The organism is Thalassospira profundimaris (genome assembly GCF_003326755.1).
Taxonomy (GTDB): Bacteria; Pseudomonadota; Alphaproteobacteria; order Rhodospirillales; family Thalassospiraceae; genus Thalassospira; species Thalassospira profundimaris_B.
Genome location: NZ_JPWH01000036.1, coordinates 19672 through 34255, shown reverse-complemented (window position 1 = coordinate 34255; position 14584 = coordinate 19672). Strand labels below are relative to the sequence as shown.

11 protein-coding genes are annotated in these 14584 nt (G+C 54.4%); 4 read left to right on the top strand and 7 right to left on the bottom strand.

Annotated features, from left to right (window positions below; all coding sequences use genetic code 11):
* A partial coding sequence (locus tag TH25_RS23180; RefSeq protein ID WP_147253081.1) for a 2Fe-2S iron-sulfur cluster-binding protein occupies positions 1–200 on the top strand: 200 nt, incomplete at its 5' end.
* Positions 201–836: 636 nt separating this feature from the next.
* Here TH25_RS23180 and TH25_RS23175 read toward each other — a convergent pair.
* Positions 837–2402 carry a class I adenylate-forming enzyme family protein gene (locus tag TH25_RS23175; RefSeq protein ID WP_181847806.1) on the bottom strand — a complete coding sequence of 522 codons (1566 nt, stop codon included), beginning with the start codon at positions 2400–2402 and terminating at the stop codon, positions 837–839.
* Between the two features lie 732 nt (positions 2403–3134).
* On the opposite strand from TH25_RS23175, the gene TH25_RS23160 reads away from it, so the two are divergent.
* Entirely contained in the window at positions 3135–3866 is a 732-nt protein-coding gene (locus TH25_RS23160; protein WP_114090636.1) for a TetR/AcrR family transcriptional regulator, read from the top strand.
* Positions 3867–3877: 11 nt separating this feature from the next.
* On the opposite strand, the gene TH25_RS23155 is transcribed toward TH25_RS23160, so the two are convergent.
* The 5 genes from TH25_RS23155 to TH25_RS23135 all read right to left on the bottom strand — a co-directional run bounded on the left by TH25_RS23155 (position 3878) and on the right by TH25_RS23135 (position 11182).
* On the bottom strand, positions 3878–4654 hold the full coding sequence (locus tag TH25_RS23155; protein WP_114090635.1) for an enoyl-CoA hydratase-related protein: 777 nt from the start codon (positions 4652–4654) through the stop codon (positions 3878–3880).
* Between the two features lie 23 nt (positions 4655–4677).
* On the bottom strand, positions 4678–5820 hold the full coding sequence (locus TH25_RS23150; RefSeq protein WP_114090634.1) for an acyl-CoA dehydrogenase family protein: 1143 nt from the start codon (positions 5818–5820) through the stop codon (positions 4678–4680).
* A gap of 82 nt (positions 5821–5902) precedes the next feature.
* Entirely contained in the window at positions 5903–8041 is a 2139-nt protein-coding gene (locus TH25_RS23145; RefSeq protein WP_220151489.1) for a 3-hydroxyacyl-CoA dehydrogenase NAD-binding domain-containing protein, read from the bottom strand.
* 2 nt (positions 8042–8043) lie between these two features.
* A complete protein-coding gene (locus TH25_RS23140) occupies positions 8044–9252 on the bottom strand; it encodes an acetyl-CoA C-acetyltransferase (protein WP_114090633.1) in 1209 nt (402 codons plus the stop codon).
* Between the two features lie 331 nt (positions 9253–9583).
* The gene (locus tag TH25_RS23135; RefSeq protein ID WP_114090632.1) at positions 9584–11182 is read right to left on the bottom strand and encodes a long-chain-fatty-acid--CoA ligase; all 1599 of its coding nucleotides are present in this window, start codon (positions 11180–11182) and stop codon (positions 9584–9586) included.
* 215 nt (positions 11183–11397) lie between these two features.
* On the opposite strand from TH25_RS23135, the gene TH25_RS23130 reads away from it, so the two are divergent.
* Complete coding sequence (locus TH25_RS23130; RefSeq protein ID WP_114090631.1) at positions 11398–12456, top strand: MBL fold metallo-hydrolase; 1059 nt, start codon at positions 11398–11400, stop codon at positions 12454–12456.
* Positions 12457–12523: 67 nt separating this feature from the next.
* Here the strand turns inward: TH25_RS23130 and TH25_RS23125 are convergent, their stop codons facing one another.
* The gene (locus TH25_RS23125; protein WP_114090630.1) at positions 12524–13762 is read right to left on the bottom strand and encodes an acetyl-CoA C-acetyltransferase; all 1239 of its coding nucleotides are present in this window, start codon (positions 13760–13762) and stop codon (positions 12524–12526) included.
* Between TH25_RS23125 and TH25_RS23120 the strand changes: the two genes are divergently transcribed.
* Positions 13761–14582: a DUF2889 domain-containing protein gene (locus TH25_RS23120; protein WP_114090629.1), complete on the top strand. Its 822-nt coding sequence runs from the start codon at positions 13761–13763 to the stop codon at positions 14580–14582. The genes TH25_RS23125 and TH25_RS23120 overlap by 2 nt on opposite strands.
* Positions 14583–14584 lie beyond the last annotated feature (2 nt).

Genomic DNA, 14584 nt, shown 5'->3' with positions numbered 1-14584 from the left:
GCAGCTGTTCGACCTGCCATGTCTATATTGACCCGGCCTGGGTGGAAAAACTGCCGCCCGCCAGCGACATGGAACAGGAGATGCTGGAATTTGCCAGCGCGCCCGATGCGCGGCTTTCGCGCCTGTCCTGCCAGATCCGCATCACCGATGCGATGGACGGCCTCGTCGTCACAATGCCCGAAACCCAGGCCGAAATCTGACGCGCCAAAACAGACAGCAGGGGCCGGGATCGCCGGAAATGGCTGCATCCTTCTTTCCTGTATAGAAAGAAGGATACAGCGGCCCGAAGGGTTTGTGCATGGCGATATTTTGCAGTGTTGAAGCCTGAGAACCATGCCGCGCTGCCGACAAAACTGCTTTAGTCTCAACTGAAAATAATCTAGCCGCGTCGCCTGTTGCGCGACCTTTATGGGGTATTGGCGCGACCAATGCCGGGGTCGAGACGATAAAGGACAGCCCCTTTTCGCGAAACGGTCCCGACAGATAAAGGCGATTTATGCCAACCGTCGCCTCCAGAAGGACGACGCGTTTATACTTTGTTTTTATGTTTGCTGTTTCTCTTTGACGGAAACCTCCAGACTCCCGCCCGTTCATAAAAACACTATTTGGTTCGCGTTTGGTGTTGTGTCTGACAAGGCATCGCAGGCAGGCCAATAGCCGCTTTTAAGGGAATGTGAACCACCACACAGCCCCCTTCCGCCCCCTTCGGGCCGGTGTATTCTTCTGCGCCGCGACACCAAGAATTTTGCCCTGGACGCGGCCAGGCACCGTAATTCTTTCCGTGCAGAAGGAAAGAATGCGCCAGGTAAAAGGCGTCCATCCACATCAAGAGACGGTCAGGAAACGCTGCGGTTCTGGCCCTTCCAGTAACGCTCCCGAAGAACGTTTTTTTGGATTTTTCCTGCCGCGGTATAGGGGAGCTCGGACACGAATTCCGCTGATACCGGGCATTTGTAACCGGCGATCAGGGTTTTACAATGGTTTCGTAGATCTTCGACGGTAAGCGTGACGTCAGGCTTTGTCACAACGACTGCATGAACCTGTTCGCCCCAGCGTTCACTTGGGATACCGATGACGGCACAAATGGCAATATCAGGATGCTTTGTTAATGCGTTTTCCACTTCGGCCGAATAGACGTTTTCACCGCCCGAGACGATCATGTCCTTGACGCGATCGACAAGGAACAGAAAGCCATCTTCATCGAGAAAACCCGCATCCCCGGAATGCAGCCATCCGCCCCGCAAAGCGTCGGCTGTCTGATCGGGCTTGTTCCAGTATCCCTCCATGACAATCGGTCCTCGACATATGATCTCGCCGACTTCGCCGATGGCAGCAGGACTGTTATCATCTTTGATAACCCTGATTTCAACGCCCGGTGTCGGACCCCCCGCCGAACGCAATCTTGCAGCATGCGGACCGTCAGGATCGCGATGGATGTCGGCCGGAAGAACGGTATAAGGCCCGGTTGTTTCCGTCATGCCATAACCCTGTGCCAGGGATACTTGGGGCAGCTCCTTTATCAGGCGACGAAGCAGTGTCTCGTTGATCGGGGATGCACCATACTGAATAAAACGAAGCGAGCGCAAGCGGGTGGCAAGATTGTCTGAGGCATCAAGCAACCGCTGCATCATCACCGGGACCAGCAGGGTATATGTCACAGCGTCCCGTTCTATCGTCTCGATGACGGTCTGTTCGTCAAAGCGCGGAAGGAACGACAATGTTGCCCCACGCACAAGTGCTCTGATCACAAGGCACATCCCCGCGAGATGAAACAGGGGCGAGACGGCGAGAACGACGTCTGAGGGGGCTACCGGCATTTCCAGCAGATTAAGAAAGGTGTTGGCAAGGACCGACTGCTGCGTCACCGTTACCCCCTTGGGGAAGCCTGTGGTGCCGCCGGTGTAGAAAATGCCCGCCACATCATCGGGATGGCCCATCGCGTTTTGATGTGGCGTGCAGGTTTCAATCATGGACTGGCAGCTCATCAGGTCGCAAACGGCATCTTCTTCCCGAACAGTAATAACCGTGTCGAGCGAGGCTGAAAGTTTGCGAATATCAGGCAGCATGTCGAGAAAGTTCTGGTCAATGACCAGCATGCGGGTATCTGAATCATCCAGAGAATAGGCAATCTCCGCTGCGCACCAACGCGTATTGACGGGATTTATAACCCCGCCGACCCACCAGGCTGCCAGCAGGGCCTCGTAATAATAATCGGCATTTGTTGCCAGGATGCCGATGCGCTTGCCCGGTTCGAGGCCCGCTGCGACAAAACCTGACGCAAGCCGGACAACACGGTCTCCCAGGTCTTTCCATGTGCGTCTGGTGCCTGCATCACAAGTTGCGGTCGCATTTGGTGTATGGCGAATGTGATGCTTTAGAAAATCGACGACTGTAAGCCTCATAAGCCCTCCCTGAGCCATCCATTTTTTTTGGGTTATTTTTATTCTGAGATTTAATAATAAGACGTACATTCGGATTATTCAATAGAGATTTTAACAATTCTCAAATGGTCTTTTTGACCGCAAAAGAGGCTGCCCCACCATCGTCCCGTGTTCAAAAGTCAGAAAAACATGCACTAGAATAAAAATTAAGTTATTGTTTTATAATAATTTTCCATTGAAGTCTTTCTTTTGGCAAGCCTGTCACGGTAGAGATACGGCTTTCTGTTTGTCGGCGAGGCTAGAAGTGGAAGGCCGTAGCAAGACAGAGCCTTTGATAAAAACAGGATGCACGACCTATTTTAATGCGAAAAACAGCCGAAAGGCACAACGCGCCAAAGTTTGATGTAAATTCCGGTGGTCCTTGGGTTTTCGGGCCGGGGATGAACAAAAGATACTTCCTGTCAGGCGGGAAATGATTGTGCCAAGAGGACAAGGTAATATCTGGCTGTTTTGGCGAGAAGCTTGACCCTTATATTGACATGAACTACTTAATCCCCGGATTTCAGCAATGTTTGGGCAAAATGATGTCGGCGTCTGCTAACATGAAGGATGTTGGGCGGAATGACCGCGAGATCATTTTCGCCTCTTATAAAAAAGCGGGCCGTCTTTGCGATATGCGGTGACGGGGACCTGAAACAAGCCGGCCTGGGCGCGGAGTTTGCCGCACCCGTGTAAAAATGAGATGTGCGAGACATGGGGCTTCATAAGGCAGCGGGTACGCCGAAATATGCGCGCGGAGAGCGGACGCGAGAGGAAATCAAGCGGACAGCACTAAAGCTTTATGCGTTAAATGGTCTCGACGGTGTTTCGGCGCGCGAGATTTCCCGCGCGGCAGGGCAAAAGAATGTGGGGTCGGTCAATTATTATTTCAGTTCGCAAGACAGCCTGATTTCCGAGTTAATTCATGATGTCGCAAGTTTGCTCGACAAGCTTCACAATCAGAAACTTGACGCCCTGGAAGCCAGCGGCGGACCCAATTCGATCCGGGATGTCGTGAAAATTCTGATACAGGTGCCGGTGATTGATCTCAAAAACTCCGAGATGGACGAATATTCCTTCCGGTTTGTGATCATGTTGCTGCTGAACCATCGCGAGCGCATTTTTACCGTTATGCAGGGCTATGATTCCGGAGTTCGCCGGTGTTTTGCCCATATCAGGCGCATGGTACCGGATATTGCACCGGCATTGTTACGCCAGCGGCTGATGCTGGCATTCATCTATGTCGTTACGACCGGCTCCGCGCGTGAAGCAGCGCGCAACGACCCGCGCGCCATGAAGAATCTTTGGGGCACGCCCTATGCGCAGGAAAATCTGGCGGATACGGTTGTTGGCATGATCACGACCCCGCCGTCGTCCGAGACCCTTGCCTGCCTGGAAACGCCGGAAGGCACGACGATAGCTGGTGAAACCACCGTCGCGCCTTAAGCGGATTGTCGTCAGACAAAAACCGGCGGTCTTTTTTCACGAAATGCCTTAACACCCTCGACAAAATTCGGGTGGTCGCCCGCCTCGCGCTGAAGGTTTCGTTCCAGCATCAGCTCTGTTTCAAAATCACTGCTTTGCGCCGCCCATACGGCCTTTCGGGCCAGCGCAATCGCGTTGGTGGGGCCCGATGCAATGTTTCGGGCCAGTTCCATTGCGCGATCTTTGACGGCATCATCGGGCACACACCGGGTGATCAGCCCCCAGTCATATGCGTTGCTGGCGGAAATTCTTTCGGCCAGAAGAATCATTTCAAGTGCACGTACACGACCCACCGCCCTGCTGATCAACCACGGGGCACCGCCATCCGGCACCAGGCCGACATGCCGGAAGGGAAGGAAAAAGAAGGCACTTTCGCCTGCAACGATAATATCGCCGACAAGCGCAAGCGAAACACCAATACCCGCCGCTGCACCGCGCACCGCGGTGACAAGCGGAACAGGAAGATTCCGGATGGTCAGAAAAAGCGGATTTAAAATATCTTCCAATGGCTTGCCTGCATCAATCTCGCCAGCATTTTTGACCAGATCGGATGAAAAGTTACCGCCCGAACAGAAGGCCTTTTCATGCCCGCAAAGTACAATCACCTTTGCCGAGCCGGATGCGGTTTTCAAGGCGGCATGCAGTTGTTCGCCCATATCGGCAGAAATGGCATTGCGACTTGCCGGATCGTTAAGTGTCAATATGGCAACATCTGCATCCATTTCAAATTTCACAAGGGGTTCCGTCATGATGCTTCCCTCCTGCTTGTGGTTTAAATGCTGCGGGCAACGACATCTTTCATGATCTCGTCGGTGCCGCCATAAATTCTTTGAATACGGGCATCACGCCAAATGTGGGAAATTTCATATTCCGACATGTAGCCCGCCCCGCCGTGAAGCTGGAGCGCGACATCGGCAACGCGGTCGAGAAGGTTTGTATGATAAAGTTTTGCCGCACAGGCCTCTGCCGTGGTCAGCTCGCCGCGCACATGCCGCGCCAGTGCCCAATCGAGATGGGCCCAGCCAACCTGAAGATCGGTTTGGCATTCGGCGAGCTTAAAGCGCGTATTTTGCAGATCAAAAACAGTGGTACCGAACGCCTTTCTGTCCTTGGTAAAGGAAACGGCCAGATCGAAGGCCCGCTGCGCCTGGGCCTGCGAGGCCACCGCAATGGAGATCCGTTCGCGCGGCAGTTCCGCCATCATGTAATGCAGGGCCGCCCCTTCCTCGCCAAGAAGGTTTTCTGCCGGGACACGCATATTATCAAAGGTCAGCTCCATTGTGTCCGACAGGTCAAGGCCCGCCTTTTTAAGCGGCTTGCCGACGATGAGGCCGGGTGTGTTGCCTTCGACCAGCAGGATGCTCAAACTTTTGCTGCCAGCATCCGGATTGGTTTTCACCACCAGCAAGATGAGATCGGCCTGATAGCCATTGGTGATATAAAGCTTTGCACCATTAACAATGTAGCTGTCCCCGTCGCGCATGGCTGTTGTGCGAATACCCCGAAGATCAGACCCTGTGCCCGGTTCGGTCATGCCGATGGAGGTAATGACATCACCCGATACCATGCCGGGCAGCCATCGCTCTTTTTGTGCCTCGGTGCCATGATGAAGAAGATAGGTGACATTGACATCAGAATGAACTGCCACACCGGGAAGATAGGAGCTATAGCCCATTTCCTCGGATATGATGGCATTGTAAAGATAGTTTGCGTCAACGCCGCCATAGTTTTCAGGCACGGAGGGGCAAAGAATTCCAAGCTCGCCGCAGAGCTTCCAGAAATCGCGATCCATATGGCCCTGGGCGCGCCATTTCTCCAGGCGGGGCACGGCCGTATCGGCCAGAAAGCGACGGACGGTTTCGCGGAAATTCTGGTGTTCCGCTTCATAGATTGTACGTGTGTAGGGTATCGGCATTGTTTTCTCCCGATGGCGACCTGCGGTCGTCTGTTCATGACGGCTGCCGCCGTTGCAGCAGCCGTGTTTTAGTGCAGATTGCTTAAGCGGCGTTTTTACGGGCCGGTTTGCGCATTTTTTCCAGGGCAGAAGGTTTGACCTCGAAACGTTCGCCATATTCTTCGGCAAGTTCGGCGGCGCGTTTTTCAAAGGCGTCGATGCCAACAAAACGGATGTACTGCAAGGCACCGCCCGTCCAGGCCGGGAAGCCGATGCCGAAAATCGAGCCGATATTAGCTTCGACCTCGGAATTCAGAACGCCTTCGTCAAAGCAGCGGAGCGTTTCAATCGCCTGCCGATAGAGCAGGCGGTCTTCGGCATCTTTTATGGAAAGCTGACGATTTCCCGTTGAAAACTGCGACAGGCCTTTCCACAGCGTTTTACTGCCATCTGCGTGGTAGTCGTAGAAACCGGCACCGGCCTTCCGGCCAGTACGGCCCTGTTCGATCAGACCGTAACAAACTGTCTTGGTACCAAGATTTTTGGCAGGGAAACCGTCTGTAACACCCAGCCGCCTGTCCAGATCAAGATGCGTGTCATCCACTTTTTTGATCAATGTCAGGGTGACTTCATCGAAGACCGCAAAGGGGCCTGCGGGCATGCCAACCTTCCATGCGGCGCGCTCGACCGCTGCTGGCGAAAGGCCGTCGCACAGGAGAAGCTGTGCTTCGTCCAGGAAGGTGCTGAAAACGCGACTGGTGAAAAAACCGCGACTGTCATTGACCACAATCGGAATCTTGCCGATCTGCACGCAGTAATCGTAAGCCTTGCGTGTTGTTTCCGGCGACGTCTTTTCACCATTGATGAGTTCGACAAGCTGCATCTTGTCAACTGGCGAGAAGAAATGAATACCGATGAAGCGCTCCGGCTCGGGGCAGCTTTCTGCCAGAATGCTGATTGGCAAGGTCGATGTGTTAGAGCCATAAACGCCGGTTTCGGAAACCAGGCCGAATGTCTCGCCAATGACCTTTTCCTTTAGGGATATGTCCTCGAAAACGGCCTCAACAAGGATATCGACCTTGTCGAAGTCATTTGTTTCAGTAGGTTTGATGAAGCCAAGAAGCGCCTCTTTCGCGGCTTCATCCATGCGACCGCGTTTGATTTGCGCATCACACAGATTTTCGGAATAGGCCTTTCCTTTGTTGGCATTGGCCAGTTCCGTATCCTTGAGATGTGTGGGCAATTTTGAACGTGCATGTGCCCAGGAGATGCCTGCCCCCATCATTCCCGCGCCCAGAACAGCGGCGCTTTCCGCCTTCCAGTGCGCACCGGGCGCCCGATAGCGGCCATTTTTGATGTCTTGCATCCCCAGGAAAAATGTGGAGATGGCCGCCTTGGCATGTGGTGTTGTTACGAGGCTGCAAAATCCGCGTGATTCCGCCGACAGGGCCGCATCAAAGCCCATTCGCATCGAGTTGACGGCAATATCCAGGATTTTTTCCGGCGCGGGCAATTGCCCGCGGGTTTTATTGATCAGCATTGCCGAGGACAGGGTTGCCGTCATCCGGATGTTCATATCTAGCGGCTGGCCACCCGGATATTTAAAGCCCTTTTTGTCCCAGGGTTGGGTATGTTCCTGCGGATTTTCCAAAATCCAGGCCTTGGCGGCGTCAATTAACCCATCGCGGCTGTCAACAAGCTGGTCCACAAGGCCATAATCGAGGGCCGCGCCGGCCTTGAAAGTTCGGCCTTCGAGAAGCACAGGCAGGGCCTTTTCAAGGCCAAGCAGCGCAACGGTGCGGACAATGCCGCCTGCCGCTGGCAGAAGCCCCAGTGTCACTTCAGGCAGGGCAACACTTGCCTCCGGCGAGGCGATGCGCCAGTTGCAGCCCAGGCATAATTCATATCCGCCCCCCATTGCCGCGCCGTTGATTGCGGCGACGACGGGAACCGGAAGCTGCTCTAGCCTGCGGAACATGCTTTTGTTTTCGTTCAGAAAATCCAGATAGTGCATATCGACAGTTTCGACCGCCAGGATTTCCTCCAGATCGCCACCGGCAAAAAAGGTCTTTTTGGCCGAAGCAAAAATAACGCCGGCAAGACCTTCTTCCTTTTCAAGCCGGGCAAGCGTGTCGCGCATCAAAACCAGATATGCAGCACCCATTGTGTTTGCCGATTGACCATCCATGTCCATCGTCACGGTCACGATGCCGGCTGTGTCTTTCTCGTAAACGAAACCCACGATCAAACCCTTTCGATAATAGAAGCAATGCCCATGCCGCCGCCAACGCACATGCAGATCAGCGCGCGCTTGAGATTGCGGCGTTCCAGTTCGTCAAGCATGGTGGAAACCAGCATGCCGCCGGTGGCACCTAACGGATGACCAAGTGCAATGGCCCCGCCCACGACGTTCAGTTTTTCATCCGGAACATCAAGGTCGCGCTGAAGCCTGAGCACCACAGAGGCAAAGGCTTCGTTGATTTCGACAAGGTCGATGTCATCCATTGTCAGTCCGGCCTTCGCGAGCGCCTTTTTTGAGGCGGGCCCGGGACCAATGAGCATGATGGTCGGTTCGGTAGAGGTCAGTGCGACCGAAACGACGCGTCCACGCGGGGTCAGCCCCAGATCCTTGCCCGCCTGTTCGTTGCCGAGCATAACCAGCGATGCACCATCCACGATGCCGCTTGAATTGCCCGGCGTATGAACATGATGGATCTGCTCGACATCGGGATATTTCATCAGCGCGATTTTGTCATAGCCGCCCTTGCCCATTTTCTCGAAACTGGGCGTGAGCGAGGCGAGAGTCTGCATATCGGTGTTTGGCTTGATGAAATCGTCACGCTCAAGCACGACAAACCCGTTTTCGTCCTTTACCGGAATAACGGACCGGTCAAAATGACCGGCATCGCGGGCGGCGGCGGCTTTTTGCTGTGATCGAATCGCCAGTTCGTCAACATCGTCCCGTGTCCATCCGGCCAATGTCGCGATCAGGTCTGCACCGATGCCCTGTGGCACGAATCCGTTTTTGATGACCGTTTCGGGGTCTTCAGTCATCGGGCCGCCGCCCGCATCGATGGGAACACGGCTCATGCTTTCATAGCCGCCAGCACAAACCAGATCCTCCCAGCCGCTGGCGATTTTCGCAGCAGCAATGTTGAAGGTATCAAGGCCGCTTGCGCAAAAACGGTTAAGTTGTGCGCCAGCAACAGTTTCGCTCCACCCTGCCTTCTGAAGGGCGATTTTGGGCAGGACACTGCCCTGTTCCGCCAAAGGACTGGCACATCCCATGATCAGGTCATCAACACGGGATGTATCAAGGTCGTGTCGCTGGCGCATTTCGTCGAGCAGCGTGGTGACAAGATTGACTGGCTTGATCTCGTTGAGTGCGCCGTTGGGTTTTCCCTTTGCCCGCGGCGTGCGGATCGCATCGTAAATATAGGCGGCCTGCGCCATCGTTTCCTCCTGCGTTGATCCAATACAGCCCGCCTGACGATGTCTTGCGGCTGATATTGTCATAAAAACTATAGGGACATTTTCGCGAATTTCAATCAGTGAATTAAATTTGTTCCGACGTTATTTGGCATCGTCGCGGATGCGATCAAAAAATCGGAAAAGAATTATTTTTCAATGAGATAGTCGCGAAACGTTCGGCTGCTCTGCGAGGCAGCCAAGATGTTTTAACAGACGCGGCACTGCTTAAAAGACAGGCTGTCTGTACGTCTTCCAGCTTTCATGTGAAAGCCGCATTTTAGGCTCTGAAGGACACGCCTGTGGCATGTCATGGTTAACTTACCTGCCGGGTTTCCTTTTTCCAGTACCGTTCGCGCAATTGCCGCTTGAGAATCTTGCCCGTGGCATTGCGGGGCAGGATCTCCATGAAATCAACGGATTTTGGACACTTGAAGCCGGCGAGATATTGTCGGCAAAAGGCTATTATTTCCTCTTCCGTCACCGTTTTGCCCGGCCGCAGGGCCACACAGGCCTTGGTCTCTTCGCCCCACTTTTGCGACGGGACGCCAATGACGCCTGCTTCCAGGATGTCAGGATGCCGTGCCAGGACTTGTTCGATTTCAGCGGGGTAAATATTCTCGCCGCCCGAGATGATCATGTCTTTTAGACGGTCACAGATAAACAGATAGCCGTCCTCGGTGATGTAACCGGCGTCGCCAGTATAGTACCAGCCATCCACCAGAACTTCTGCGGTTTCCCTGGGGCGTTTGTAATAGCCTTTCATGATGCAGGGTGATTTGAGGGCGATTTCGCCCGTTGCGCCGATGGGAAGCGGCTTGCGATCCGCATCGACGATGCGGATTTCAGTGTCGCTGTTCGCCTGACCACAGGATTTCAGCAACTCGGGCCGGGAGAGGTCATGATCGTGGGAAAAAAGCGACGTTCCCGCGATGCACGACTCCGTCATTCCGAAGAACTGATGAAACTTGCAGCCAATGTTGCGAATTGCCTGATCCAGCAGTGCCGCCGGGATGGGCGAACCGCCATAGAAGATGTAATCCAGCGTGGCAAATTGATCCTTCGAGAAGCGGGGATGATTGAGGATCATCTGGATAACGGCAGGCACGAAACCGGCCCGCGTGATCGGCGCAGCGGCAAATGCGTCGAAGATGATATCGGGATGCGGTTCCTTGCCGATGAAAGTCCCCGCGCCGATATAGATACCGTAAAAGGTAAAGCAGGTCCCGGCACTGTGAAAAAATGGCAGCGAGATAAAGTTGATGTCGGTCTCACTCCACGGGCCGATGTCACCGGTTTCGGCATGGCGCCCCACATGCAAAACGTTTGAATGCGTCAACATCGCACCTTTGGGCTTGCCTGTGGTTCCCGACGTGTGAAGCTGAAGCAGCACGTCGTCCGGTTTCACATCAATTTGGGGGTCTGTATCCGGCTGAGCGTTTCGCCATGCGTCGAATTCAAGTCCCGTCTCGCTAGCGCCACCAATGCCAACAATGGTCCGGACAGCGGGGCAGTGCCTGCGGATATCCGGTTCCAGGCTGGCGAAGTCCCGGTCCAGCAAAAGGAAGACGATGTCGAAATCGTTGATCATGTCCACGACCTCGGCCGAGGCGAGTCGCCAGTTTATGGGAGACAGGACACACCGAGACTTGGCACATCCAAAAAATGTCTCGAAATAGCGGGAATTGTTTTTGCCGATATAGCCGACTCTGTCGTCCTGGCTGACACCCTCGGCGATCAGGCCATTGGCGATTTGCCGCGCGCGGCGGTCCCATTCGGCAAAGGTCAGGGTTTCATTTTCGTACCAAAGGGCGGTTCTATCACCTCTCACGGCGGCATGATGACTTAAGATGTCTCCGACGCACTGTATTTGTGCACGGATCTCCCGATCCGTCACATTGTTTGTATCTGACATGTTTTTCTTCTTCCTGTTAGGACATTCCTCTCCAAATCCTCCATCACGAGCATAACATGCAGATGACGATTGTCATTTAATAAATAACCGGATAACCGTATTATTAATGTATTATGGCGTAATTTAAAAAAACAATACGCCGTTCCAAGAAAGGCGGGTCCGGTGTTCACGGATGTGACGATCCGGTAAGCTGCCTGTATCAAGGAGTAAAAAGAATGGGTGAAACGCTATCCTGTCCGCCAGAGGAATTACGATTCCCGTTTGCAACACCACCGGCATTCGGCAAGATCATAGAGATTGCCGATGGCATCCTGTGGACTCGTGTTCCGCTTCCCTATCAACTGGACCATATCAATATTTATTTCATCCGCGATGGCGACGGGTGGGCCGTGATTGATACCGGCATCGTCACACCCGAGGCGATCGAGGTCTGGGAAACACTGTTTGCCGGGCCTTTGAAGGATGCGCATATCACGCGAGTCATTGTTACGCATTTTCACCCCGATCATATCGGCCTGGCGGGCTGGCTTTGTGAACGTTTTCAGGCCCCTCTTCTGACCAGCTATTCGACCTATATGGGCTGCCAGGTGATCTCGTTTGGAACGAGCGAAGATGCGACCCGTGACAATTTCAACTTTTATCGCAGCCACGGAATGAGCGAGGAAGTGGCGGGGATCGTGGCGATCCAGGGGCACGAATATTTGCGGCGCGTCGGCAAACTGCCCGGTTCCTTTCTAAGGCTGGTTTGTGCGGATATTTTGACGATTGGCACAAGAACGTTTCGCGTCCTGACCGGCGAAGGTCATGCGCCTGAACAACTGATGTTCTATTGCGAAGAGGAAAAACTGCTTTTTGCCGCCGATCAGGTCATCGAAACGATCTCGCCAAATGTCAGCGTTTACGCAATTGAGGCGATGGGCGACCCGCTTGGTCATTTTTTGCGGTCCATCCGAATGCTGGGCAGCGAAATACCTGATGACGTGCTGGTTATGCCAGGGCACCGGCGACCGTTTTATGGCTTGCATACGCGCTGTTCGGAACTGGAAGCACATCATGAGGAACGCTGTGGCCGGATTCTCAAGGTCTGTGCGGAAAGTCCACAAACGGTTGCTCAACTGGTGCCGGTTATCTTCAACCGGCCTTTGGACCCGCACCAGATGACATTTGCCTTTACCGAAACCCTGGCTCATGTCAACCGGCTGGTGCGCCGGGGCCAAGTCAGCCTGGTCCGACAAGGCGAGCTGGTTTATGTTCACCTTGTGCATGCGGATTGACGGGCGAATTGCTGTTGCAGTGATTGGATCGGCAGCCTCCTGTCTGCCGATCCGGAGCACGGTTTTCCTAAATCCGCTCAATCACAAGGGCCGGTGCCATGCCACCGGCAGCACACATCGTGACCAGGCCACGTTTCAGGTCGCGGCGCTCAAGCTCGTCAAGCAGCGTTCCGACAAGGATTGCCCCCGTTGCGCCAATGGGGTGGCCAAGTGCGATGGCACCGCCATTGACGTTGATTCTGTCGCGGTCGATCTTGAGATCGCGGATGAATTTCTCTGTCACAACAGCGAATGCCTCGTTCACCTCGAAAAGATCGATGTCATCAAGTGTCAGCCCTGCCTTTGCCAGGACCTTTTGCGCTGCCGGGACTGGCGCGTTTAACATAAGTTCCGGGCTGTCACCGACATTGGCGGTGGCGACGATCCGGGCGCGGGCCTTCCAGCCATTCCGGGCAACGGCATCGGGCGATGCCAGAAGTATCGCCGCCGCACCATCGACCACACCCGATGATGTTCCGGCGTGATGGACAAAGGAAATCTCCAGATCCGGAAGCGCACGCCGGATCAGGTCCAGTTGTGTCGTTCCGTTTTCATCAATATCGATGGCCGCCCCTGCCTCGAAGGCGGGATTAAGCCCTGCAAGGCCTTGCAGGGTGGTGTTTGGCCGGGGATGTTCGTCACGGTCAAGGGCAAGCGACCCGTCCTCATTCACGACCGGAACAAGCGACCGCGAAAAATAACCGTGGCGCATGGCGTGATCGGCGCGCCGCTGGCTTTCAACGGCAAATTCCTCCAATGCAAGCCGGCTGATGCCTTCAATGGTGGCGATCGCGTCCGCGCAAATGCCCTGGCCGACCTGCGGGTGAAGTTCCCGCAGGTGCAAATTATCGGCATCCATCAGCGTCGTGCGCCTTGCCCGGGGATCGGCGGCATTATGGGACATCATTTCGCAGCCACCCGCGATAACCACATCCTCCATGCCTGCCATGATTGTTGCCGCGCCGAATATGGTTGCAGTCAGCCCCGAGCCACAAAAGCGATCGAGCGTCACGCCAGAAGCCCGCACATCATAACCGGCCGCCAGTGCCGTCATTCTGCCAAGGTCGGAGGCCTGCTTTGCCTGTTGATTGGAGCAGCCCCAGATGACGTCATCGACTTTGGATGTGTCGATGCCGTTACGGTCGCTTAGTGCTTTGAGCACCGTCGCCCCCAGATATTGCGGATGCAGATGCGCAAGCGCGCCTTTTCCGACCTTTCCGATGCCGCGCGGCGTGCGACAGTGATCGACGATATAAGCCTCTACCATGCTGGATTTTCCTTTTTCTGCGCGGCTGTTCCCGCCCTATGTCATTTATAAATATACCATACGTCCGGATTTATATTCAATCACTGGCAGGGATTTCATGAAGAATCATGTGTCTGTGTATAAAGCCATTTTAATTCAAAATCCTGGATGGGAACGAGTCTGTCATGCGGGGCGCGACAAATGGAAAAATTTATATGCCGATCAAACGGTTTATGTTATGGCGGTTTTCTCGAAAGTTGGAGGTACCCAAGTCATGCCATTGCCAGAATCAGTCAGTCGCACACATCATCATGTCCGACGATTTGCCTTTGACAGTTTCAGTCGGACAGATGGGTTGTGGGACCTCGAAGGTCGGCTTACCGATAGCAAGACATTTGATTATTATGATCTGCGACGCGGCAAAATCGATCCGGGCGGTTTCATCCATGACATTGCGGTGCGCGTAACGATTGACGAAGAAATGACCGTCCGTGACATCGTTGCATCGCTTGATGCGGCACCGTTTCGTCTTTGTCAGGGCGGAGGCGCCAATCTGTCGGCGCTGGTGGGGCAAAATCTTGCGAAAGGGTGGCGCAAGCACGTGAACGAGGCGCTTGCCGGTGCGTCGGGATGCGCCCATATCCGGGAAATGCTGCTTGCGATCCCGACCGTTGCCTTCCAGACATTGGGAACCGTTTGGGAAAACCGGGATCGCCCGGAGGGCATGAACACACATACCCTGACCGAGCGACCTTTTTATCTGGGTGGGTGTTCTGCCCTGGCCCCGGACGGAGCGGTGGTGAAAACACATTATCCGCAGTTTTTTGAAAGTGACTCATAAGT